This window comes from Mycobacterium sp. C31M, assembly GCF_053345865.1.
The window spans coordinates 49,534-74,475 of sequence record NZ_JBKFAX010000026.1; the positions used below are offsets into that span (position 1 = coordinate 49,534).

Genomic DNA, 24,942 nt, shown 5'->3' on the forward strand with positions numbered 1-24,942 from the left:
TTGTCAAATGGCGAAATCGCGTACCCCCGCCCAGAACAAGGAAGCCAAGGCCGCCGCAAAGGCCGCCCGTAAGGCTGCGTCCAAGCAGCGCCGCAGTCAGCTGTGGCAGGCCTTCCAGATTCAGCGCAAAGAGGACAAGCGGCTGCTGCCGTACATGATCGGCGCGTTCGTGCTGATCGTCGGGGCCTCGGTCGCCCTCGGCGTGCTGGCCGGCGGTTTCACCATGTACATGCTGATCCCGCTCGGCATCATCCTCGGTGCGCTGGTCGCCTTCATCATCTTCGGCCGGCGCGCGCAGAAGTCGGTGTACCGCAAGGCCGAGGGCCAGACCGGTGCGGCCGCCTGGGCGCTGGACAATCTGCGCGGTAAGTGGCGGGTCACTCCCGGCGTCGCGGCCACCGGACACTTCGACGCGGTGCACCGTGTCGTCGGCCGTCCCGGCGTGATCCTGGTCGGCGAGGGTTCGGCCACCCGGGTCAAACCGCTGCTGGCGCAGGAGAAGAAGAAGACGGCCCGCCTGGTCGGCGATGTGCCGATCTACGACTTCGTCGTCGGCAACGGCGAGGGCGAGGTGCCGCTGGCCAAGCTGGAGCGCCATCTGGGCAAGCTGCCTGCCAACATCACCGTCAAGCAGATGGACTCGCTGGAGTCCAAGCTGGTGGCGCTGGGCTCCAAGATGGGCCCCGCCGCCATGCCGAAGGGGCCGCTGCCCAACCAGGCCAAGATGCGCGGTGTCGGCCGCACCGTGCGCCGCAAATAGTCGCAAACGCAAATTTTTGCCCTAGATTCTTCGCATGTGCACCGCATGCGACTGGGCACCACATTTCGCCAAACTGACGTCGACCCGGCGCACCGTGTTGCGCGCCGCAACCCTGACGGTCGCCGTCGCGGCCGCCGGGACGATGTTGACGGCCTGCGCCGACGCAACGTCCCCGGCGCCGGCCGCCGGGCCCACCCCGAGTTTCGTGTTCCACAACGGGCGCATCTACACCGTCGCCGGACCCACACCCTGGGCTCAGTCGCTCGCCGTCACCGGCGACACCATCTCCTATGTCGGCGACGACGCCGGAGGGCTGGCGCTGGCCGGTCCGGACACCCGGGTGATCGATCTGGACGGCCGACTGCTGATGCCCGGTTTCGTCGAGGGCCACATCCATCCCTTCCTCGGCGCGTTCCTCAGCCATGGCGTCGACCTGCAGGTGCCGACCAAGGCGGACGCCCTGGCCGCCATCGCCGCCTACGCGAAGGAACACCCGGACGGGCCGGTACGCGGATTCGGTTGGCGGGTGGACATGTTCGGCCCCGAAGGACCCACCCGTGCCGACCTCGACCAGGTGCTGCCGGACCGGCCCGGTTTCTTCTTCGCGATCGACGCGCACAGCATGTGGGCCAACTCCAAAGCACTGGAGGTGGCCGGGGTCAGCCGCGACTCCCCCGACCCGGTGCCCGGCTTCAGCTACTACGCACGCGACGCGGGCGGTGACCCCACCGGTTACGTGCTCGAGGTGGACGCGGTGCTCAGCCTGGTCAACGCCATCGACCCGATCTCGCCCGAGGGCATGCAGCAGATGCTGGAGGAGTGGCTGCCCAGCGCATCGGCCGCGGGCATCACCTCCGTGTTCGACGCCGGCGTGCCGCCGGTGGGTGGCGATCAGGCGGCCATCATCGGGCTGTACTGCGATGTCGAGAACAAGGGCGCGCTGCCGTTCCGCGTCGTCGCGTCCTACAGCATCAAGTCACCGCCCTTCGACGATGCCGTCGAGCAGTTCACCGCGATCCGCCGGCAGGTCGGCACCGATCTGGTGGACGTCGGCTTCGTCAAGATCGTCGGCGACGGCACCCAGGGCGGTTACACCGCCTGGCTGCTGGAACCCTATGCGGACAAACCGGATTCGATCGGCGGATCACCGTTCACCGAGGATCAGTGGCATCAGATGATCGGCACCCTGGACGCCGCCGGAATCGATGTGCACGTGCACGCCTGCGGTGAGCGCACCGCCCGGGTGGCACTGGACGCCCTGGAACAGGCGATCGCCACCAACCCGGCGCGCGACCGGCGCAACACCGTCGCCCACCTGATCCTTCTCGAAGGCGACGACAGCGCCCGGTTCGGTCGCAGCGGCACCGTCGCCGAGTTCTCTGCCAACTGGTTCTCCGCCGACCCGGACACCGTGGTGAACATGGCCGCGCGGTACGGGGCGCCACGCAAGGACAACTTCTACCGCATCCAGGATGTGCTGCGGTCCGGCGGCCGGGTGTCGCTGGGCACCGACTGGCCGGCGGCGGGCTACTTCTCCACCTACAAGCCGTTGGACTCCATCCAGATCGGCGTCACGCGGCAGCTGATCGGCGATCCGGAGGCCGAGGTGCTCGCGCCGGCTGATCAACGCCTGACCGTCGAGCAGGCAGTACACGCCAATACCCTGGGCGCAGCCCATCAGATCCGCCTCGACGACCGGGTCGGTTCGTTGGAGGAGGGCAAGCTCGCCGATCTGATCGTGCTGGACCACAACATCCTGGAGATCGACCCGCACGATATCCATGCGGCCAAGGTCACCATGACGATGATGAACGGCCAGATCCGGCACCAGGCGTGACGTTTACCGCCGCACGACGGCGGTCTTGGTGGCCAGGTCGTGCAGGCTGCGCTGGTCCGAGTCGGTGAACAGCGCCGGGATCACCAGGACAATCAATAGATTGCGCATCATGGCACGACCCAGTCCTACATGCTCGCGATTGTCGACCGACACCACCGTCAAACCGAGTGCAAACTGACCGGGCGTGAACCCGAAAAGCCGCACAGCTGCCACCCCAAGCACGAACCACATCACAAACTGAGTTGTCTGCAGATCCCTGATGGGCCCCAAGCCGATCGCTACCAGGAGGGCGGCCAATCCGACCGCGATGAGCCAGTCGACCAATATCGCGCCCAGGCGACGGCCGAACCTAGCGATCGAACCTGGACCATTCTCGGGTAGCCCCAGGCGATGCCCCGGATATTCGTCGTTGGGGGCTCCTGAGTTCGAGGGTTCCGGTCCGGACAACCAGGACGAGATCTCACGGGCCATGACCTCAAGCATAGGGTCACCCCTATTGCGTAACGTCGGCGCAACATACGGTTGACGACAGTGCAACATGACCTCCATAGCGTCAACGCGCGGGTCACCAGAAAAGGAGAATTTGCAGTGGCAGAAAAGACCTCCGATGACATCTTCAAGCTGATCAAGGACGAGAAGGTCGAGTACGTCGACATTCGCTTCTGCGATCTGCCCGGTGTCGTGCAGCACTTCTCGATCCCGGCAGCGGCCTTCGACGAGAGCGTTTTCGAAGACGGCCTCGCCTTCGACGGCTCGTCGGTGCGCGGCTTCCAGTCGATCCACGAGTCCGACATGATGCTGCTGCCTGATCCCAACACGGCACGCATCGACCCGTTCCGGGCCGCCAAGACACTGAACCTCAGCTTCTTCGTGCATGATCCGTTCACCCGCGAGGCCTACTCGCGCGATCCGCGCAACGTGGCCCGCAAGGCGGAGAACTACCTCATCAGCACCGGTATCGCCGACACCTGCTACTTCGGTGCCGAGGCCGAGTTCTACATCTTCGATTCGGTGAGCTTCGACTCGAAGATGAACGGCACCTTCTACGAGGTGGATTCCGAGTCCGGCTGGTGGAACAGCGGCGAGCCCTTCGAGGCCGACGGCTCCCCCAACCGCGGCTACAAGGTCCGCCCCAAGGGTGGCTACTTCCCGGTCGCGCCGTACGACCACTACGTCGACCTGCGCGACGAGATGGCCACCAACCTGCAGAACGCCGGGTTCGTCCTGGAGCGCGGCCACCACGAGGTCGGCACCGCAGGCCAGGCCGAGATCAACTACAAGTTCGACACCCTGCTGGCCGCAGCCGACGATGTGCTGCTGTTCAAGTACATCATCAAGAACACCGCGTGGCAGAACGGCAAGACCGTCACCTTCATGCCCAAGCCGCTGTTCGGTGACAACGGTTCGGGTATGCACGCGCACCAGTCGCTGTGGAAGGACGGCAAGCCGCTGTTCCACGACGAGTCCGGTTACGCCGGTCTGTCGGACATGGCGCGCCACTACATCGGCGGCATCCTGCACCACGCCCCGTCGCTGCTGGCGTTCACCAACCCGACGGTGAACTCCTACAAGCGTCTGGTGCCGGGTTACGAGGCCCCGATCAACCTGGTGTACAGCCAGCGCAACCGGTCGGCCTGTGTCCGTATCCCGATCACCGGCAACAACCCGAAGGCCAAGCGCCTCGAGTTCCGTTGCCCGGACAGCTCGGGTAACCCGTACCTGGCGTTCGCGGCCATGCTGATGGCCGGTATCGACGGCATCAAGAAGAAGATCGAGCCGCTCGCCCCGGTCGACAAGGACCTCTACGAGCTGCCGCCGGACGAGGCCGCCAACATCCCGCAGGCCCCGACGTCGCTGGCCGCGGTGATCGACAAGCTCGAAGAGGATCACGAGTACCTCACCGAGGGTGGGGTGTTCACCGAGGATCTGATCGAGACCTGGATCTCCTACAAGCGTGAGAACGAGATCATGCCCGTGCAGATCCGCCCTCACCCGTACGAGTTCAGCCTGTACTACGACGTTTAGTCGGCACCGCCGACGCGACGTGTAAGTCGTTCACGTCCTAGCGCGAGCCTTCAACGGCCCCCGGATTTCCGGGGGCCGTTGTCGTGTGTCCTCGGTAGGGTCCCCAACCATGATCAATCTGACTGCTCGCCTCGACGCGCTTGCCCCGGCGGTGCTGAGTCTCGTCCGGATCGTGTTCGGTTTCCTGTTCACCTTGTTCGGCACCTCGAAGGTGTTCGGCTGGCCGATCGCCATGGCGCAGCCCCTGGGCGCCTGGCCGGTCTGGTACGCGGGCCTCATCGAATTGGTGGCCGGCCTGCTCATCCTCGTCGGCCTGTTCACCCGGCCCGCGGCATTCCTCGCCTCCGGCACCATGGCGGTCGCCTACTTCTGGCAGCACCAACCGCTGGGGCTGTGGCCGATCGTGCCGGTGGAGTACGGCGGCAACGGCGGCCTGGACCCGATCCTGTTCTGTTTCGTGTTCTTCCTTCTCGTGTTCACCGGCGCCGGTCCGTATTCCCTGGACCGGGTGAGAAGTCGCACAACAACGGACTAGATACTAAGCGGACCGCAGTCCTATTATCTGATCCATGACCTCACCCGGTATCGACACCAAGCTCTCGCAGTTCGCGCCCGTCGTGCTCTCGGCATTCCGGATCGTCTTCGGCCTGCTGTTCACCGTGCACGGCACCCAGAAGCTCTTCGGATTCCCCACCGCCATGGAAGGCGGGACGGTTCCGGTCGGCACCTGGCCCTACTGGTACGCCGGCGTCATCGAACTGGTCCTCGGCCTGCTCATCCTGACCGGTCTGTTCACCCGGATCGCGGCGTTCGTCGCCTCCGGCGAGATGGCCTACGCCTACTTCACCGCGCATCAGCCGACTGCGCTGTGGCCCATCGACAACGGCGGCGAACTCACCGTGCTCTACTGCTTTGCGTTCTTCCTGCTGGTGTTCGTCGGCGGCGGGTCGATCGCGCTGGATGGCGTGTTGCGACGCAAACGCTAAACCGCCGGGCGCGCCCAGGCGGGCATGATGAAGATGCCCTCGGCCTCCACCGTCACGCCCTCGGCATCCAGGATCTGGCCGCGCGCAAAGGCTTTGATGCCCTCGGTGCGGTCCACCCAGGCCTCGGCGCGCAGCGAGCCGAGCGGGGTGCCGCGCAGATACTTCAGGGTCAGCGTGCCGGTGAAGCGCGGCTTGACCAGCCCCTCACTGGCCACCTCGCCCAGAATGTGGTCGAGCACCAGCGCGCAGATACCACCGTGCACCCGCCCCGGTGGACCCTCGTAGGGAGCGCCCAAGGTGAACTCGGTCCAGCACCGACCGCTGTCGGTGTGCTCGATGACCAGCGGTGGCGCGATCGCGTTGCGCAGCCCGATCGCGGGATCCGCCCAGGTGACCGGCTTACCGGTATCGGCATGCCGCATGGTCCGCGGGCCGTCGTAGCGCTGCTGCTCCAGCGTCTCGGTGACCGCCTCGATCGCGGCCTGGGCCGCGCGGATGGTGTCAGCGTCGGCCCCGGTCCGGATGCTCGCGTCGACGAGTTTGCGGACCGCCGCCGCCAGCGGCCCGTACAGGGCCTGCTGCCGGTCGTGCTCGTCGGCACTGATCTCGGTGAAGGGCTGCATGCCACCTCCTGGTCAGAACTACTTCTCTCCTGGTTGTATCAGCCGCCCCGCCGGGCCGCGGATTCGGGGCATGGGCCTGCCAGGACGGTCTGCTTGTGATTAACTCCTGAGCGGTTGACGGCTGCGTCAGTAACGAGGGGGATCACGGGTGAAACGGGCACCGGCTTACGCACGCCACATCGGCCGGGTCGGCGCCCTCGCGGTGGCACTCGGTATCGGGGCGGCCTGCCCGGTGGCGTGGGCCGAACCGGATGCCGACACCGGCCCCGCGGCGACCGACGCCACATCCTCGGCACCGGAGTCCTCGGCCCAGGAGTCCGCGACCACCCCCGATGCCCCGACGACCGACGCCGAGCAGTCCGCACCCACCTCAGAGACCGCGACCGAGAGCGACACCGGGGAGCGGTCCGCAACCGCGGAACCCACCCCGAAGAAGAAAAAGAAATCCGCGCGGACCACCGTCGAGCGCACCGTGCGCACCGCCACCGCACCCCGGCCCCAGACCGCCACCGCGCGCACGGCCACCGTCGAACCCCCGCCGGCGCCTGCACCGGCACCTGAACCGGTGGTCACCGCGCCCGATCCGGTGCTGCCACCACCGGTGCCGAAACCGGAGGCAGCGGCGGCAGGCGCGGCCGTCGCCACCGTCGAAGCGGTATCGGCCGCACCCACCGCCGGCGGCGGCACCGATGCACCGGTGGCCACCGCGGGGCTGTGGACGCTGCTGGCCGCGGCCCGTCGCGAGCTGGGTGCGACGGCTGCCGAGACCGGCACCGCCGCCGCGATCACCACCGCGGCCGCACCGATCCCCGGACAGCCCGTCGTCCTGGAACCCGAGATCGGCGAACCGGATCCGGGCACCGGAGCGGTGACCGGCCGCATCGTCGCCACCGACGACAACCGGCTCACCTATGCCGTGGTCACCCCGCCCGCGCAGGGCACGCTGACCTTCAGCAGCAGCACCGGCGCGTTCACCTACACCCCGACCGCGGCCCAACGCATCCGTGCCGGCCTGGGCACCGAGCCCGATGCCACGTTCACGGTGACGGTGTCCGACGGCCGCACCCCGAAGGTCAGCACAGACGTCACCATCGCGATCGACCCGACACCGGTGCATCAGCTCGGGCCCGTGACCACCGGGCACCAGGTGACGGCGGTGGCCGCCACCAACAACCGCGCGTACCTGACGAATTCGGCCAACGGCACACTCACCGTCGTCGACACCATCAACGGCACCGTGCTGACCACCATCACCGTCGGGACCAACCCGATCGCGGTGGCCGTAAAACCCGACGGCCGCGCCGTCTACGTCGCCAACGCCGGAAGCAACACCCTCTCGGTGATCGACACCGCCACCAACACCGTACGGCGCACCATCGCACTGAAATTCACACCCACCGCGCTGGCGATATCGACCGGCGGCGGCACGCTATACATCGGCAACGCCACCGGCAAGATGGCGAAGTTCGGCACCTCCAGCAACCGCGTCCTGGCCTGGGTCGGCAACACCGCCGGAGCCTCCTCGATCGCCGTCAGCCCCGACGGCAAACGGGTGTACACCGCAACGCCGGCCGGTGTCACCGTGTACTCCACCTCCTCGTGGTGGAACCACACCGCCCGCACCATCGCCGATACCGCCGACACCTCGGCACTCGCCGTCAGCCGGGACTCCCGGTCGATCTACGCCGTCACCGGGACGACGGTCAAGGTCGTGGAAAGCAGCCGGCACACCGTGGCCGGTGAATTCGCCACCGGCACAACGACAAACCACGCCACCGTCAGCCGGGACGGGTCGCTGCTGATGCTGGCCGGAACCGATGGCACCCTCGCGGTCTACAGCACCGCCACCCGCACCGCGCTGACCGCCCTGGACACCGGGGGTGCTGCGGGCGGGATCGCCACCAGCCCCGACGGTATGCAGATCTACCTGACCGACGGCAGCGCACTGCGCGTGGTGTCCCTCGTCCCGCCCAACCAACGACCCGAGGTCGGTACCGCCGCCGGTACCGGCAATGCCACCACCGGTGTGGTGACCGGCACGACCGGTGTCACCGACGGTGACGGTGACCGCCTGAAGATCACCGTGACGTCGGCACCGACCAAGGGCACCATCACCTTCGGCGCCGACGGCACCTTCACCTACACCCCGACCGCTGCGAACCGACACAAGGCGGCCGCCGACATCGCACCGCTGACCGACCGCATCGACACCGTCACCATCACCGTGGACGACGGTCGCCGCGGCATCGTCACCCAGACCATCAGCCTGGCCGTGCTGCCCGGCAACACCACGCCGACCTACCGAGTCACTGTGGGACAACCGAACTCGGCCACCGGGGTGATCACCGGAACGGTCACCGCCGGCGATGCCGACCGTGACCGCATCACCTTCGACGGCACCGCGGCCACCATGAAGGGCACCCTGGTCGTCGGCGCCGACGGCAGGTTCACCTACACCCCGACCGTCACCGCCCGCCACGCCGCCGCAACCAGCGACCCGGCGGCCAAGACCGAGAACGTCACCATCATCGTCGACGACGGTCACGGTGGCGTCGTCGCGGTGCCCCTCACCCTGACCATCGCACCACGCAACACCGCGCCGGGTATCGCGTCGATCACCGGGCTGCAGACGCACACCGGCACCGGCCGGGTCACCGGCACCATCACGGTCACCGACGCCGATCTCGATCCGCTGACGTTCACGGTGCCGGTCGGCCCGACCCGCGGTGCGGTGACGCTGGCGGCAGACGGCACCTTCGGCTACACCCCGACCGCGGCCGCCCGCGCCGCCGGGGCCGGCACCGACTCCTTCACCGTCACCGTCGATGACGGTCACGGCGCCGTCCAGACCGTCACGGTCACCGTCGGCATCGCGGCATCCACCCCCGGCAATACGCTGCCCACGCTCGGCACCATCGCCTACACCTCCTCGGTGAACAGCATCACCGGGGTGGTCACCGGCCAGATCCATGTCAGCGATTCCTCGCCGCTGAGCTATCTGCTGACCTCGGCCGCGCCGACCACCGGCACGCTCACCATCAACCCCAACACCGGCGCCTTCGTCTTCGCCCCCACCGTCGTCACCCGCTACCGCGCCTGGTTCACGCCGGAAGACGATGCGCTGACGTTCACGGTGTCCGCCCTCGACGGACAGGACGGTGTGCCCGTCGATGTCACCATCGGCATCTCGGCGGTCCACCCCGATGTCGACGGCACCCTCACCCTGGCCGAGCTGAAGAACCTGGCCTCGACCGGGTATCTCGACGTCGGCCGCAACGCTGCGGGCAAGGTGCGCAACATCGACGGCACCTTCACCGTCGACAGCGTGACCGACGCCACCTCCGCGGCGGCCATCCTCAATCGCATCTCGCTGCTGCTGGGGGTGCCCACCGGATTCGCCAATGCCGCGGATATCACGGTGTCCACCAACGATTTCGGATCGGTGTTCTACCGGCTGCGGCCGACGGTCAACGGGGTTCGGGTGCTGGGCAGCGAGGTGGTGCTCACCACCGACGCCACCGGCCGCGTCACCGGTCTGGTCAGCAACTACGACCCCGCCGTCACCGGGGTGAACACCCACCCCGCCGCGCTGGTCAACACCGCGGCCAAGGCCATCGACCTGGTGAAGACCGACCTGCTGGCCGATCTGGGCGGCAACCCCAGCCAGGCCACCAGGGACGCGTTCTTCGCGACGCTGACGTTCACCCCCGAACTGGTGATCTACGCCGAGGATCTGAACAACGCACCCCGGCTGGCCTGGGCGGTGCACGTCGGATCGGCACCGGACAGCGTGTATCCCTCGGTCGGTGTGCGCTACCTGATCTCGGCCAACGGCTCTGCTCCCGGCACCATCTTCTCGGAGTTCTCCAAGGCCAAACATGCGCTGGCGCCGGTGCGTAGCTCGGGCACCGACCAATTGGGCAAGGTGCGCACCGTCACCGCCGCCAACACCGGCACCTCGATCGTGTTGACCGACGTGACGCGCAACATCACCACGTACGCCACCCGCTATGTGCAGGCCGGCTGGGTGGGACAGCCCAACATCCCGGGCACCGTGGTCGGTTACACCACCCGGTGGTTGGCGGCAGCGGTGTCGGCGCAGGCCAACATGGTCCGGACCTACGACTACTACGCCTCGATCCTGGGCCGGGATTCGTTCGACGACAACGGCGCCGCGGTGATGATGGCCATCGACTACAACCCCAGCGGATCGGCGGCGGCCGGCTGGCGCAACGCCGCCTGGACGGGGTCGGTACTGGTCTTCGGCGATTCCGGAAATACCCAGGCCGCACTGGATCTGGTCGCCCACGAATACACCCATGCGGTCATCGACCACATCAACGGCCTGGCCTACCTCGGCGAGTCCGGCGCCATGAACGAGTCCTACGCCGACATCATGGGCGCGCTGATCGAGAACAAGACCGGCTCGGCCCGTTGGCTTTTCGCCGAGGACGCGGCCGGCAATCCGTATCGCAACATGGAGGATCCCTCGGACTACCGGCAGCCCGAGAACTACGCCAACCGGTACGTGGACCCGTGCGGCTGCAACGACAACGACGACTTCGACTACGTGCACAGCAACAGCGGCATCTTCAACTTCGCGGCGTACAAGATGATGGACGCCACCAGGGAGCAGATCTCCGGTGAGCAGTGGGCGCGGGTGTTCTACGACTCGCTGTACCGGCTGCCGTCGACGGCGAAGTTCATCGATGCCCGGTACGCCGTCGTCAGTTCGGCCCGCGCCCAGGGCTTCAACGACAGCCAGATCGGTGCCATCAAGTCCGCCTTCGACTCGGTGGGTATCGTGGCCGACCGGCTGACCTGAGCGTCAGCCGCCGAAGACGTTGCGCACCACGGACTTCGCCCGCCGGGTCACCCGCAGGTAGTTGTCCAGGAACTCCCCGCCGTCGCCGTTCGGCCAGCCGGCCGCGGCGGCAACCGCGTTGAGCTGCCGCCCGGGTCCGGGCAGCTGATCGGTGGGCTTACCGCGCACCAGCACCAGCGCATTGCGGGCCCGGGTCGCGGTCAGCCACGCCTCGCGCAGCTGGGCGATATCACCTTCGGCGAGCAACTCGGCCGCCCCGATCGCATCGAGGGTGTCCAGTGTCGAGGTGTTGTGCAGGGCCGGGATCTTGTCGGCGTAGCGCAGCTGCAGCAGCTGCACCGTCCACTCGATATCGGCCAGACCGCCACGGCCGAGTTTGGTGTGGGTGTTCGGATCGGCACCGCGTGGCAACCGTTCGGCGTCGACGCGGGCCTTCACCCGACGGATCTCCTGCACCGCCTCGGCGGACACCCCGCCGGCCGGATAACGCGTCTTGTCGGCCAGCAGCAGGAAACGCTCACCGAGCTCCAGATCGCCGGCCACCCGGTGCGCGCGCAGCAGCGCCTGGATCTCCCAGGGCTGCGCCCACTGCGAGTAATACGCCTCGTACGACGCCAGAGTGCGTACCAGCGGGCCGTTACGACCCTCCGGCCGCAGGCCGATGTCCACCTCCAAAGGCGGGTCGGCACTGGGTGTTCCGAGCAGTGCGCGTACCTGTTCGGCCACCGACACCGCCCACTTGACCGCCACTGTCTCCTCGGCGCCGTCGGCCGGTTCACAGACGAACATGACATCGGCATCGGAGCCGTAGCCCAACTCACCGCCGCCCAGGCGGCCCATCCCGATGACCGCGATCTTGGCGGGTGCGCCGCCGGCCGGGGCCTTGTCGCGGATCACCACCTCCAGGGCGGCCTGCAGCACCGCCACCCAGATGGACGTCAGCGCCCGGCACACATCGGTCACCTCGAGCATGCCCAGCAGGTCGGCCGACGCGACACGGGCCAGCTCGGCGCGGCGCAGCGACCGGGCCGCCGCGATCGCCCGGGACGGATCGGTATGGCGCCCGGCCGAGGCCACCAGCGCCCGGCCCACGGTCTCCGGATCGACATCGAGCAGTTTCGGGCCGTGCGGGCCGTCGGCGTAGAGCTGGATGACCTCCGGTGCCCGCATCAACAGATCGGGCACATAGGCCGAGGTGCCCAGCACCCGCATCAACCGTTTGGCGACAGCACCCTCGTCGCGCAGCGTGGACAGATACCAGCGCAGGTCACCGAGTTCCTCGCTGATCCGACGGTAGGCCAGCAGGCCACCGTCCGGGTCCGGAGTGTCCGACAGCCATTCCAGCAGGGTGGGCAGCAGCACCTGCTGCACCCGGCCGCGCCGGCCACCCTCACTGGCCAGTGCGGCCAGATGGGTCAGCGCGCTCTGCGGCCCCTCGTACCCGAGCGCGGCCAGCTGACGCTCCGCGGACTCGGTCGACATGACATCCGAGAAGCCCTGCTTGCCAACCGATTCCAGCAGCGGCTGATAGAACAGCTTGGCATGCAGCCGGGACACCCGGTGGCTCTGTCGCTTGAGCTCACCGCGCAGCACCCCGAGCGCGTCATGCTGCCCGTCGGGGCGGACGTGGGCGGCCCGGGCCAGCCAGCGCATGGCCTCCTCGTCATCGGCCTCGGGCAGCATGTGGGTGCGCTTGAGGCGCTGCAGCTGCAGCCGGTGCTCCAGCAGCCGCAGGAACTCATACGACGCCGTGAGGTTGGCGGCGTCGTCGCGCCCGACATAACCGCCGGCGCCCAGCGCCGCCAATGCGTCCACCGTCGACGCGACATGGAGCGAGTCATCACTGCGGCCGTGCACCAACTGCAGCAACTGGACCGCGAATTCGACATCGCGCAGCCCACCGGTGCCCAGCTTCAGCTCGCGTTCCCGGACCCCGGCCGGTACCAGCTCGACCACGCGGCGCCGCATTGCCTGCACATCGGCGACGAAATCCTCACGCTCGCAGGCAGTCCACACCATCGGCATCAGGGCCTCGATATAGCGCGCGCCCAGCTCGGCGTCACCGGCGGCCGGCCGGGCCTTGAGCAGCGCCTGGAACTCCCAGGTCTTGGCCCAGCGTTCGTAGTAGGCGATATGCGAGTCCAGGGTGCGCACCAGCTGGCCCTGCTTACCCTCGGGCCGCAGCGCCGCGTCCACCTCGAAGAAGGTGTCACCGGCAAACCGCATCATCTCCCCGGCCACCCTGGTGGTGATGCCGTCGGCATCGTCGACGACGAAGATGACATCGACATCGCTGACGTAGTTCAGTTCGCGGGCACCGCATTTGCCCATCGCGATCACCGAGATCGTCGGCCCCGGGGTGTCGTCCCCGCACACCGTGCGCACCGCGACCGCCAGCGCCGATTCCAACGCGGCATCGGCCAGATCCGAAAGGTGTTCGCCCACCGTGCTGAACTGCAGCACCGGTTCGTTCTCCACGGTCGGCGCCAGGTCCAGGGCCGCCAGCACCAGCACGTGATCGCGGTACAGGTTCTTCAGCGTCAGGCTCGCGTACCGCAGGTCGGTGATCGCGGCGACCTCGGCCAGGAAGGCCTCACGCAACTGCGGACCGGACGGCAAGGTCACCCTGCCGGCGAGCAGCCGCCAGGCCTGCGGACGGGCCACCAGGTGGTCACCGAGAGCCAGCGAGCCACCCAGTACCGCGAACAGCCGCCCGCGCAGGGACTTGTCCTTCAGCAGCGACCGGTTCAGCTCATCCCAATCGCCCTCGAGCGCGTCGGCCAGTCGCACCATGGTGCGCAGCGCGGCATCGGCGTCGGGCGCGCGCGACAGCGACCACAGCAGTTCCACATAGTCGTCGGTGATCCAGCCGAGCCGGTTGAGGTCCTCACGGGCGGTCAGCTCGACGAGGCCCAGCCGTCCGACGCCGGGCAGCGTGGGGCGCTGCGTCGCAGGTTTGGGCACCCCTCGAACTTACAGCGACAGGTAGTTCTTCAACTCGAACGGGGTGACCGTGCTGCGGTAGTTCTCCCATTCCGTGCGCTTGTTGCGCAGGAAGTAGTCGAACACGTGCTCCCCCAACGCTTCCGCGACCAGCTCGGAGTTCTCCATCTCGGTGAGCGCCACGCCGAGGCTGCCAGGCAGCTCCTTGTAACCCATGGCGCGGCGTTCCTCCGGCGTCAGGCTCCAGACGTTGTCCTCGGCCTGCGGGCCCAGTACGTAGTTCTTCTCGACACCACGCAGCCCGGCGGCCAGCAGCACCGCGTAGGTCAGGTAGGGGTTGCAGGCCGAGTCCGGGCTGCGCACCTCGATGCGGCGCGAGGACGCCTTGTGCGGGGTGTACATCGGCACCCGGACCAGCGCGGACCGGTTGGCTGCACCCCAGGACGCCGCCGTGGGCGCCTCGCCGCCGTGCACCAGACGCTTGTAGGAGTTCACCCACTGGTTGGTGACTGCACTGATCTCGCTGGCGTGCTCCAGGATGCCGGCGATGAACGACTTGGCGACATCGGAGAGCTGCAGCGGGTCGTCGGCGCTGTGGAAGGCGTTGTTGTCGCCCTCGAACAGGCTCATGTGGGTGTGCATGGCCGAGCCCGGGTATTCGCCGAACGGCTTGGGCATGAACGACGCCCGCACCCCGTCACCGAGGGCGACCTCCTTGACCAGGTAACGGAAGGTCATCACGTTGTCGGCCATCGACAGCGCATCGGCGTAACGCAGGTCGATCTCCTGCTGGCCGGGCGCACCCTCGTGGTGACTGAACTCGACGGAGATACCCATCTGCTCCAGCGCGTCGATGGCATGCCGACGGAAATTCGGAGCCGAATCGTGCACGGCCTGGTCGAAGTAACCACCATTGTCGGCGGGCACCGGGGGCTCGTCATCGGCGCCCGGCTTGAGCAGGAAGAACTCGATCTCCGGGTGTATGTAGCAGGAAAAACCCAGGTCACTGGCCTTGGCCAGCTGCCGACGCAGCACATGCCGGGAGTCCGCCCAGGAGGGTGAGCCATCGGGCATGGTGATATCGCAGAACATCCGCGCCGAGTGGTGCTGGCCGGCGCTGGTGGTCCACGGCAGCACCTGGAAGGTGGACGGATCGGGCCGCGCGACCATGTCCGCCTCCGAGACGCGCGCGAAACCCTCGATGGAGGAACCGTCGAATCCGATGCCCTCTTCGAAGGCACCTTCGAGTTCGGCGGGCGCGATCGCCACCGACTTCAGGTACCCGAGCACATCGGTGAACCACAACCGGACGAAACGGATATCGCGTTCCTCCAGCGTGCGCAGCACAAATTCCTTCTGGCGGTCCATGCCAGAAGCCTAGGTACCGGCTGTTAAATCCGTGTTACGCGGCCGAGTCCGGATTCGTGCATCTTCACGTGGTTCAGTGGTGCCGTGATCGACGACCCCGGGCCGGGCAGCGCATCGCCGGCCGCTGTGCAAGAACTGCGGGCCCTGGCCGACGTGCTGCGGATGGCCGAATCCGCCGCGGCTGCCGCCGAGTGGGGCGACGATACCGCGCTCGCCGCGGCCGCCCGCACGGCGCGTGTCGAGGTCGCCCGGTCGCAGGATTCGATCGGCGCCGACATCGGCGCGTCGGGCGCGTCACCGCAGTGGTTGGCACGCGCCGCCGACCATGCCCGGGGCGTGGCAGCCACCAGCGGGGAGCAGCCGGCCGCTGCCGATGTCGTCGTCGCGGTCGGACTGGCCCGGGCCGCGGTGGCCGAGGCCGTGCTGACCGTCGCGCGGGCCCGCGAGATCGTCCCGGAGCCGACGCGCGCCGCCGTGCTGCGCCGCGCCCGCCCGGCGCTGCCCGGCCTGGCCCGCCGGGCGGCAGCCGAGCTTCGGCACATCGTGTTCGACTCACCGCGAGCGATACTGGCCCGCACGGCCATCACCCTGGGCATCGCGTTGAGCATCGTGGCCTTCTATCACTTCGCCGGGCTGGTCCGCTACGACGCCGGCCGGCTGACGCTCTACCTGTTCTCGGCCGTCATCGGCAGCGTCATCTGCACCAACGCACTGTGCTTCGAGGCCGAGCGGGTGCGCCGCGCCCTGTCGGCGGGCGAACGGATCTGGCAGGTACTGGTCACCAAGAACCTGGCGATGGCCACACTGGTGATCGGCGCCGGTCTGCCGGTGATCCTGGCCCTGACGGCAACCGGGGACGGCAATCCGGTGGCGATGATCGACCAGCTGGTCACCATGGTGTTCATCTGGCTGGGCGTGGGCAATGTCCTTTCGGTCGTGTATCCCCTTCGCCACGAACCGTTTTCGGCCCGCATCGCCGACGGCACCTGGAAGCCGTTCCTGTTCTCCTTCGCGCTGTCCTACGGTGTCGGGCTGACGGTGAACCTGATGATCTACTGGCGGCTGTGGTCGCGCCAGACCGCCTCGCGCGAACTGGTGGGCGGTGACTGGGCAGCGTTTGCCCTGGTGCTGGCCAGCGCCCTGACAAGTTGGGTGCTGCTGACGGTGTTCGCGGTGGCCTGCAGCCGCGAACCGCGCGTCCGCGCGCTGCTGTCCCGTGAGATGGTCCCGTTCCGGAAACCGGCGGGCTGACTCAGCACCGCAGATCGGCCGGCGGTGACACCTGCTCGGTGAGGTAGGCCAGCACCGCGGTGTCCACGCAGGCGTCCCCGTTGAACACCACGGTGTGCTGGCTGCCGTCGAACGTGATCAGCGGGGCCTGCAGTTGCTGGGCGAGGCTCACCCCGGCCTGATACGGCGTGGCCGGATCCCGGGTCGTCGACACCACGACGACCCTGCCGGGTCCCGGCGATACCGCGGGTCGCGTGCTGCCCGAGGCGGGCACCGGCCACAGCGCGCAGATATCGCGGGGCGCGATACCGGTGAAGGTGCCGTACTCCAGGAAGGGTGCGGCGATCCGGGTGCGCCGGTCGGCCTCGGCCCATACCGCCGGATCGGGTGGGTACTGGGCGTCCACGCAGCGGATCGCCGTGAAACTGTCCTGCTGATTGGTGTAGCGGCCCGCCGCGTCACGGCCCAGGTAATCGTCGGCCAGCATCAGCAGATCGCCGGCGTCGGTGCCGCGCCGCAGGCCCAGTAGCCCGCTGGTCAGGTACGGCCAATACCGCTTGGAATACAACGCATTCGCGGTTCCGGTGATGGCGTCGGCGTAGCTCAGGCCGCGGGGATCGGAGGTCAGGCCGGGCCGCTGCACCAACGGATCGATGAGTTCGTGATAGCGGGTGACGAACTGGGCGGGATCGGTGCCCAGCGGGCAATCCGGTGAGCGCGCGCAGTTGGTGGCGTACTCGGTGAAGGCGCCCTGGAATCCGGTCAGCTGAGCGATGTTCTCGTCGATCGGGTCGGCCGCGGGGTCCATCGCACCGTCGAGCACCATGGTCCGGACCCGGTCCGGGAACTGCTCGGCATACGCGGTGCCCAGCTCGGTGCCATAGGAGAAGCCCAGATAGTTGACCTGCTCGTCGCCGAGCGCCGCGCGGACGGTGTCCATATCGCGGGCGGCGGTGGCGGTGCCGATACTGGCCAGGAAGTCCGGGCCCATCCGATTCAGGCAGGACTGCGCGAACCAGCGGTGGACGTTCTCGATGTGCGCCACCCCGGCCGGACTGTAATCGGCCATCGGTTCGCGCCGGTAGGCATCGAACTCGGCATCGCTGCGGCAGCGCAACTGCGGGGTGGAGTAGCCGATTCCGCGCGGATCGAAGCCCACCAGGTCGAAGCGCCTGCCGATCTCGGTCTCGGCCAGCGCGGTGCCCATATCGGCGACGGTGTCGACGGCCGAGGCGCCGGGCCCGCCCGGATTCACCATCAGGTTGCCGATCCGCTGCCCGGAGGCCGGTATCCGGATGACGGCCAGCTGAGCCTGCGCGCCGCCGGGGCTCGTCCAGTCCACCGGCACCGGCACTGTGCCGCATTGCGCCGTGCTGATGACAGGCCGCTCGCCCAGGAACTGCGCACAACTGCCCCACACCACCGGCTGGCCGAAGACTGCCTCGGGTTCGGCGTGCGCGGGTGCGCACAGCATGCCGGCCACGGCGAGGGAGGCCAGCAGCATCGCGAAAAGCCTGCCCGCCAGCCACATGTCGGCCATGGTTGCATGCGGCGGGCCCGGCACCCGGCCACGAACCGGTGCGTTGATCAGACGGTGACGGCTTCGTGACCTGTCCGCCGACGAGCTAGCAGCGGGTGTCCTCCGGCGGGACCACGACGTCGATCAGGTACTCGGCCGAGATGTCGTCAACGCAGGCGTTGCCCTGGAAGACGACGGTGTGCTGGGTGCCCTCGTAGGTCAGCAGCGTGCCGCCGATCTGACGGGCCAGGTCGACACCGGCCTGGTACGGCGTCGCCGGATCATTGGTGGTCGACACCACCAGCGTCGGCGGCATGTTCTCGACCTTGAGTTCGTGCGGTTCCGAGGTCGGCGGCACCGGCCAGAACGAACACGTGCCCATCGGGGCGTTGCCGGTGAACTCGCCGTAGCTCATGAACGGGGCGACCTCACGGGCCTTGCGGTCCTGCTCGATGACGGCCTCGCGGTCGGTGACCGGGGGCTCGTCGACACAGTTCACCGCGATCCGGACATCGGTCGAATTGTTGTAGTGGCCGTTGACATCCCGGCCCATGTACAGGTCGGCCAGCGCCAGCATGGTGTCACCGCGGCCGGCGCGGAGTTCTTTCAGCCCATCGGTCAGGTGGCGCCACAGGTTCGGCGAATACAGCGGCAGGATCGTCCCCACCAGTGCGTCGCTGTAGCTCAACCCGCGCGGATCGCCGGTCGGTGCCTGGTCCTCGACCAGCGGGTCGACCAGCGATTTGTACACCTCGGTGGACTTGGCCGGGTCGGTGCCCAGCGGGCAGTCGGGTTCCTTGGCGCAGTCCGCGGAGTAGTCGTCGAAGGCGGTCTGGAAGGCCTGCGCCTGGCGCAGGTCGGCCTCCAACGGGTCGGCATTGGGATCCACCGCGCCGTCCAGGATCATCGCGCGCACCTTGTCCCCGCCGAACAGTTCGGCGTAGGTGGCGCCGATCCGGGTGCCGTACGAGTAACCCAGGTAGGTCAGCTTCTCGTCACCGACGGCCTCCCGCATCGCATCGAGATCCTTTGCCACACTCTCGGTTCCGATATTGGCCAGGAAATCCTCGCCCATCTTCTCGACACAGCGGTCGACGAATTCCTGGGTTTCGGCCTCGATGTGGGCGACCCCGGCGTCGTCGTATTCGACCATCGGGTCGGCGCGCAGCCGGTCGTTGTCCTCGTCGGAGTTGCACCACAGTGCCGGTTTGGACCCGGCGACCCCGCGCGGGTCGAACCCGACCAGGTCGAAGCGTTCCCGCACCGACGGCGGCAGGCTGCCGACCAACGAGGCCGCGGCCGACACCCCGGATTCACCGGGCCCACCCGGATTGATGAACAGGCTGCCGATCTTGGTGCCGGTGGCCTTGATCCGCATCATCGCGATCTGGGCGACGTCGCCGTCGGGGTTGGCGTAGTCGACCGGCACGGACAGCAGACCGCACTCGGCACCGGTCGGGATCTGCGACTGGCCCGCCCCGCCCTCGCACGGCCCCCACTGCACGGGGGTGCCCGGCCGCGGCGCGGAAAGCACGGCACGGCCGTCGATGGCATTGCTGCATCCGGAGACCAGGAGCAGTGTCATCGAGGCCGCGAGAATCCCGCGCGTGAGCTTCATGGCTGACCATGCTGCCATGCGCTGATATCGCGGCAGGTGAGGCAGCGTCTTGACCCGCCCTACGAGCCGGCCGCTGCAACTAGCTCAGCGATCTCGACGGCGAAGTCGTCGGCCATCTCCCACAGATCGGGCAGCAACTCCGGGCAGGAGATGATGCCGACGTCGAGCTTGCCGCGCAGCGACATGACGGTGATGTTCAGCCCGGAGCCGTGGAAGATCGGGCCCAGTGGGTACATCGCCTTGACCTCGCAGCCCAACAGGTACAGCGGCACCTGCGGGCCCGGCACATTCGACACCACCAGGTTGTGCACCGGCGCGGCCGCGGACAGCTTGCTGCTCGCGTAAACCCGCATCGCGACGCCGAACACGGCCGGCGCGGCGAACTGTGTCCAGTCCTGCAGCAGGGTGGCCCCGATCGCCGAGCTGTGTTGTTTGGCCACCGAATTGGCCTCCGCGATCGCCAGCAGCCGCTCCCCCGGGTCGGCGATATTGGTGTGCAGCTCGGAGAACATGCCCGACACCTGGTTGCGGCCGGGCCGGTCGGATTTATCGTGCACCGACACCGGGATCATGGCCACCAACGAGGATTCCGGGAGCTCGTCACGGTCGAGCAGGTACCGGCGCAGCACACCGGAGACCAGTGCCATCACCACATCGTTGACCTTCACCCCGAAGCGGTCCTTGACCGACCTGATATCGGCGAGGTCCAGCTCGGCGAACGAGATGTTGCGGTGCCCAGTGACATTCGCGTTGAACGCGGTCTTGGGAGCCGCGAACGGGGCCGCCATCGTCAGGCCCTTGGTGGCGCGGCGGGCGGTGTCCACGACGGTGGACACCGTCGCAGGCAGCACATTGGCCAGCTTCAGCGGCCGGGTGACGAAACGAAAAGCGCCGTTGATCGCGATCTCCAGTTCGGATGCGCCACCCACGCCTGCGACCGGATCCGGCGGCGGCGCATCGGGTTCGGTGGTGCACAGCGTCGACATCAGGTTCGCACCGGTGACGCCGTCGACGGCGGCGTGGTGCACCTTGGTCAGCAGCGCGAGCCGGCCACCGGAGTGCGCATCGGTGCCGGCGACGTTCTCGATGACCCACATCTCCCACAGCGGGCGGCTGCGGTCCAACGGCAACGAGGCGATGTGACCGCAGATCTCGGACAGTTCGGCGCGTCCGCCCGGATGCGGCAGACCGATGCGGTGCAGGTGCCGCTGGACGTCGAAATCCTCGTCCTCGACCCAGACCGGATGGTCGAGATTGAGCCTGCTGTCGGCGAGTTTCTCCCGGAATTCCGGCATCGCCTTGATCCGCATTGTCAGTTCGTCGCGCAGCCGGTCGAAGGTGTATCCGCCGGGCATCGTCGAGGTATCCAGCTCCAGGATCGAGCAGACATGCAGCGGCTGGGCGGCCGTCTCGAGGTAGAGGAAGCTGGCATCGAGACCACTCAGTCGTTGCATGCAGCCGATGGTAGGGCGGACCGGTGATGGTGTGAGCAAATCCACTTAACCAGGCGTTCACCTCGGCATGCCTGCGGTGGCACACTTGAGCGCGTCAGACGACCCGGGGACCCGGATGGGCCTCGAGGAACGACCCGACAACACACATCGAAGGACAAAGATGTCTGAGCAGTCTGTTTATGGTGCCGCGAACACGCCCGTGAAGGTGCGTACCCACCACCTCCAGAAGTGGAAGGCCGAAGGCCACAAGTGGTCGATGCTGACCGCCTACGACTTCTCCACCGCCCGCATCTTCGACGACGCCGGTATCCCGGTGCTGCTGGTCGGGGACTCCGCCGCCAACGTCGTGTACGGCTACGACACCACGGTGCGCGTCACCATCGACGAGCTGATCCCGCTGGTCAGTGCCGTGGTGCGCGGTGCGCAGCACGCGCTCGTGGTCGCCGACCTGCCGTTCGGCAGCTACGAGCGCAATGCCGATCAGGCGCTGGAGACCGCCACCCGGTTCATGAAGGAGACCGGTGCTCACGCGGTCAAGCTGGAGGGCGGCGAGCGGGTGGCCCCGCAGATCGCGGCGCTGACCCAGGCCGGTATCCCGGTGATCGCGCATATCGGTTTCACCCCGCAGAGCGTCAACGGCCTGGGCGGGTTCCGCGTCCAGGGCCGCGGCGACGCCGGCGATCAGACCATCCACGACGCGATCGCGGTGGCCGAGGCCGGTGCGGTGGCCGTCGTACTGGAGATGGTGCCCGCCGAGTTGGCCACCCAGATCACCGGCAAGCTGACCATCCCGACCATCGGTATCGGGGCCGGACCGAACTGCGATGCGCAGGTGCTGGTGTGGCAGGACATGGCCGGGCTGAACTCGGGCAAGACCGCGAAGTTCGTCAAGCGGTTCGCCGAGATCGGCACCGAGTTGCGCCGCGCCGCGGTCCAGTACGCCGATGAGGTCGCCGGCGGGGTGTTCCCCGCCGACGAGCACTCCTACTAGATCAGCCGCTCAGGCTTTTTGTTCGGCTCCGCCGAACTCCGCAGCGCGCTTACCCAGGAACGCCGCCACGCCCTCTTTACCGTCGGCGCTGGCGGCGTTTCCGGCGATATGGCGCGCCTCGTGCTCCAACTGCTCCTCGTACCCTGCCGCGTAGCTGGTCACCAGCAGCTGTTTGACCGCGGAGTTGGAGCCACGCGCACCGGCGGCCACCTGCCCGGCCAGCTCGGCGAGCCGGTCGGGCAACTCGGCGTCCGGAACCACCGCCGTCACCAGGCCCCAGTCGAGGGCTTCGGGGGCCTTGACGACGCGGTTGGTGATCATCAGATCCTGGGTGCGGCGCAGGCCGACCAGCCGGGGCAGCACGTAGCTCGCGCCGCCGTCCGGGCTCAGGCCGGCCTTGGTGTAGGCCATGGTGAACGAGGCCGATTCGGCGGCCAGCACCAGATCGCCGGAAACCCCGAGCGAGAAGCCTGCCCCGGCGGCGACACCGTTGACCGCGGTGATCAGGACGGCGTCCATCCGGGCGAAGGTCGACATGGCCCGGTGCAGATCGTTGGCGATGCCCTTGACGAAGGCACCCGGGTCCTCGGCAGCGGCCATCGCCTTCAGATCGCCGCCCGCGCAGAAGAACCGGCCGGCGCCGGTCAGGGTGACCACCTTGGTCTGGGCGGTGTCACACAGCGACGCGGCCACGGCCAGATCGTGCGTCATGGCGGCGTTCATGCCGTTGGCGGCATCGGGGCGGTCCAGCACGATGTTGACGATCGAACCGTCGCGGGTGAACTTCAGCGTCTCGAATGCGGTCATGGCGCACACCGTATTACGCCGGGCGCGTGATGCGTGACACGTGCCCGGTGAAACCCCGTCCTCAGCACGGCGGAGGTTGTTCACCTGGATGTGGCACGCTGTTCACAACTTCGACCGAGCGTCCCATCGAACAAGGGTGAAAATGCCTGCTGACAAGCCAAAAACGTCGCGCCACACCGAGGTTGAGCGCAAGTTCGACGTCGTCGAGACGACGGTCTCGCCGTCGTTCGACGGGCTCGCGGTGGTGTCGAGGGTTCAGCATGCACCCACCCAGGTGCTGGAGGCGGTGTATTACGACACACCCGACCAGGACCTGTCCGCACACAAGATCACCCTGCGTCGGCGCACCGGGGGCACCGATGCGGGCTGGCATGTGAAGCTGCCGGCCGGCCCGGATTCCCGGACCGAGGTGCGCGCGCCGCTGGAGGATTCGGTGCCCGACGAGGTGCGCGATGTGGTGGCGGCCATCGTTCGGGACCGGCCGCTGGCGGCCGTCGCCAGGATCACCACGCACCGGACGGTGTCCCTGTTGTTCGGCGCCGACGAGACCCCGGTCGCCGAGTTCTGCGACGACCAGGTGACCGCCGCCGCGCTGCGCCCGGACAGCGAGCCGCAGGTGTGGCGGGAGTGGGAGCTGGAACTGGTCGGCAAGGGCGGTGTGCCCGATTTGTTGGACCGGTTGTCGAACCGACTGCTCGACGCCGGCGCGGCACCCGCCGGGCATGGGTCGAAGCTGGCCCGGGTGCTCGACACCGGCGAGTCCAAGCCCGTCAAGGTGGAGGAATCCGATCCCGTCCGCCGCGCGGTGGCCGACAACGTCGCCGAGCTGCTGGTGTGGGACCGCGCCGTCCGCGCCGACATCTGGGATTCGGTGCACCAGATGCGGGTCACCACCCGCAAGATCCGCAGCCTGCTCGCCGACGAATCGTTCGGGCTGGCCAAGGACGCCTGGATTCTGGACGAGCTGAAGCTGCTCGCCGGAATCCTCGGGGTGGCGCGTGATGCCGAGGTGCTGGCAGAGAAATACGAGAAGGCACTCGACGGGCTGGCACCGGAGCTGGTGCGTGGCCCGGTGCGGGAACGGTTGGTCGACGGCGCCAAGGCGCGGTATGCCAACGGCTGGCGCCGGTCGCTGCTGGCGATGCGCTCCGAGCGTTATTTCCGTCTGCTCGACGCGCTCGAGGAGCTGGTGGCCGCGCCGTCGGAGACCTCCGAGAAGTCCGAGGACGAGTCGGCCGCGTCCAGTGTGGCGGCGGCCTACAAGAAGGTCCGCAAGGCCGCCGACGCCGCCGAGGAGGACGGCACCGACGAGTCGCTGCACAAGATCCGTAAGCGCGCGAAGCGCCTGCGCTACACGGCGGCGGCGACCGGCGACAGCAAGGTGGCCGAGAGCGCGAAGACCATCCAGAGTCTGCTCGGCGACCATCAGGACAGTGTGGTCAGCCGCGTGCACCTGCTGGAGGAGTCCGATACCGCGCATGCCGCCGGCGAGGACACCTTCACCTATGGGCTGCTGTACCAGCAGGAGGCGGAGGTGGCGACCGAAGCCGAGGACGGTATCGACGCCGCGCTGAAGGCGCTGAAGAAGGCCGTCAAGAAATAGAGGGCGGACGAGCTGGCCTGTAAGCCGGAAATCGGCCGTTGCCATTATCCCAGTTCGCGGCAACTTGGTGCGGTTGGTGGCAAGTCGCAAACGCGGACAGAACTGCGCAGCTCACATCCGCTTTTTCGGGCTGTCCTCAAACTGCCACCAGTGGGCGCAGAGTGGTGCTGTGCGTAGCGCCTGCGTAGCGAGTTCGACTGCGGCTGTCGTCGATAGAACGGCTCAGAGTAAGCGCTACGCCTGCCGACGTCTCTGATCCCGCCGATAGGCCACGGTTGCGTCCAGCGCCGAGAAAGGTCGTAACAAGTTCAAACGAGATGCCCATGCGTTTCGTTCGCGTCGCGTGCGAATCT

Annotated in this window: 17 protein-coding genes; 9 read left to right on the forward strand and 8 right to left on the reverse strand. The window is 67.8% G+C overall.

Annotated elements, in window-relative coordinates; genetic code table 11:
* Positions 1-7: 7 nt before the first annotated feature.
* Positions 8-760 (forward strand): DUF4191 domain-containing protein, encoded by a 753-nt coding sequence (locus tag ACLBYA_RS29120; RefSeq protein WP_447712958.1) that lies wholly within the window; start codon positions 8-10, stop codon positions 758-760.
* Positions 761-794: 34 nt separating this feature from the next.
* Positions 795-2,597 (forward strand): amidohydrolase, encoded by a 1,803-nt coding sequence (locus ACLBYA_RS29125; protein WP_447712959.1) that lies wholly within the window; start codon positions 795-797, stop codon positions 2,595-2,597.
* 3 nt (positions 2,598-2,600) lie between these two features.
* Here ACLBYA_RS29125 and ACLBYA_RS29130 read toward each other — a convergent pair whose 3' ends face one another.
* Complete coding sequence (locus tag ACLBYA_RS29130) at positions 2,601-3,068, reverse strand: RDD family protein (RefSeq protein ID WP_447712960.1); 468 nt, start codon at positions 3,066-3,068, stop codon at positions 2,601-2,603.
* Between the two features lie 117 nt (positions 3,069-3,185).
* On the opposite strand from ACLBYA_RS29130, the gene glnA reads away from it, so the two are divergent.
* The 3 genes from glnA to ACLBYA_RS29145 all read left to right on the forward strand — a co-directional run bounded on the left by glnA (position 3,186) and on the right by ACLBYA_RS29145 (position 5,608).
* On the forward strand, positions 3,186-4,622 hold the full coding sequence (gene glnA, locus ACLBYA_RS29135) for a type I glutamate--ammonia ligase (protein ID WP_447712961.1): 1,437 nt from the start codon (positions 3,186-3,188) through the stop codon (positions 4,620-4,622).
* Positions 4,623-4,731: 109 nt separating this feature from the next.
* Complete coding sequence (locus ACLBYA_RS29140; RefSeq protein WP_447712962.1) at positions 4,732-5,157, forward strand: DoxX family protein; 426 nt, start codon at positions 4,732-4,734, stop codon at positions 5,155-5,157.
* Between the two features lie 34 nt (positions 5,158-5,191).
* The gene (locus ACLBYA_RS29145; protein ID WP_447712963.1) at positions 5,192-5,608 is read left to right on the forward strand and encodes a DoxX family protein; all 417 of its coding nucleotides are present in this window, start codon (positions 5,192-5,194) and stop codon (positions 5,606-5,608) included.
* Here the strand turns inward: ACLBYA_RS29145 and ACLBYA_RS29150 are convergent.
* The gene (locus tag ACLBYA_RS29150; protein WP_447712964.1) at positions 5,605-6,231 is read right to left on the reverse strand and encodes a PaaI family thioesterase; all 627 of its coding nucleotides are present in this window, start codon (positions 6,229-6,231) and stop codon (positions 5,605-5,607) included. The two genes, ACLBYA_RS29145 and ACLBYA_RS29150, sit on opposite strands and share 4 nt — an antisense overlap.
* Positions 6,232-6,379: 148 nt before the next feature.
* Between ACLBYA_RS29150 and ACLBYA_RS29155 the strand changes: the two genes are divergently transcribed.
* Positions 6,380-11,056, forward strand: a complete 4,677-nt coding sequence (locus ACLBYA_RS29155; protein WP_447712965.1) for a M4 family metallopeptidase — start codon at positions 6,380-6,382, stop codon at positions 11,054-11,056.
* A gap of 3 nt (positions 11,057-11,059) precedes the next feature.
* Here the strand turns inward: ACLBYA_RS29155 and ACLBYA_RS29160 are convergent, their stop codons facing one another.
* Positions 11,060-14,020, reverse strand: a complete 2,961-nt coding sequence (locus tag ACLBYA_RS29160) for a bifunctional [glutamine synthetase] adenylyltransferase/[glutamine synthetase]-adenylyl-L-tyrosine phosphorylase (RefSeq protein ID WP_447712966.1) — start codon at positions 14,018-14,020, stop codon at positions 11,060-11,062.
* Between the two features lie 9 nt (positions 14,021-14,029).
* A complete protein-coding gene (locus ACLBYA_RS29165; protein WP_447712967.1) occupies positions 14,030-15,367 on the reverse strand; it encodes a glutamine synthetase family protein in 1,338 nt (445 codons plus the stop codon).
* Between the two features lie 84 nt (positions 15,368-15,451).
* Between ACLBYA_RS29165 and ACLBYA_RS29170 the strand changes: the two genes are divergently transcribed.
* Positions 15,452-16,618 carry an ABC transporter permease gene (locus tag ACLBYA_RS29170; protein ID WP_447712968.1) on the forward strand — a complete coding sequence of 389 codons (1,167 nt, stop codon included), beginning with the start codon at positions 15,452-15,454 and terminating at the stop codon, positions 16,616-16,618.
* A 1-nt stretch (position 16,619) separates the two neighbouring features.
* Here ACLBYA_RS29170 and ACLBYA_RS29175 read toward each other — a convergent pair whose 3' ends face one another.
* The 3 genes from ACLBYA_RS29175 to ACLBYA_RS29185 form a co-directional block, all read right to left on the reverse strand.
* The gene (locus ACLBYA_RS29175) at positions 16,620-18,137 is read right to left on the reverse strand and encodes an alpha/beta hydrolase (protein ID WP_447712969.1); all 1,518 of its coding nucleotides are present in this window, start codon (positions 18,135-18,137) and stop codon (positions 16,620-16,622) included.
* A gap of 85 nt (positions 18,138-18,222) precedes the next feature.
* Complete coding sequence (locus ACLBYA_RS29180; protein WP_447712970.1) at positions 18,223-19,734, reverse strand: alpha/beta hydrolase; 1,512 nt, start codon at positions 19,732-19,734, stop codon at positions 18,223-18,225.
* Positions 19,735-19,793: 59 nt separating this feature from the next.
* A complete protein-coding gene (locus tag ACLBYA_RS29185) occupies positions 19,794-21,188 on the reverse strand; it encodes a WS/DGAT/MGAT family O-acyltransferase (protein ID WP_447712971.1) in 1,395 nt (464 codons plus the stop codon).
* Between the two features lie 160 nt (positions 21,189-21,348).
* On the opposite strand from ACLBYA_RS29185, the gene panB reads away from it, so the two are divergent.
* Positions 21,349-22,179, forward strand: a complete 831-nt coding sequence (gene panB / locus ACLBYA_RS29190) for a 3-methyl-2-oxobutanoate hydroxymethyltransferase (RefSeq protein WP_447712972.1) — start codon at positions 21,349-21,351, stop codon at positions 22,177-22,179.
* A gap of 9 nt (positions 22,180-22,188) precedes the next feature.
* Here panB and ACLBYA_RS29195 read toward each other — a convergent pair whose 3' ends face one another.
* Positions 22,189-22,986 (reverse strand): enoyl-CoA hydratase/isomerase family protein, encoded by a 798-nt coding sequence (locus ACLBYA_RS29195; RefSeq protein ID WP_447712973.1) that lies wholly within the window; start codon positions 22,984-22,986, stop codon positions 22,189-22,191.
* Positions 22,987-23,128: 142 nt separating this feature from the next.
* Here ACLBYA_RS29195 and ACLBYA_RS29200 point away from each other — a divergent pair, with 142 nt between their 5' ends.
* A complete protein-coding gene (locus tag ACLBYA_RS29200) occupies positions 23,129-24,589 on the forward strand; it encodes a CYTH and CHAD domain-containing protein (protein WP_447712974.1) in 1,461 nt (486 codons plus the stop codon).
* The last annotated feature ends 353 nt before the right edge of the window (positions 24,590-24,942 follow it).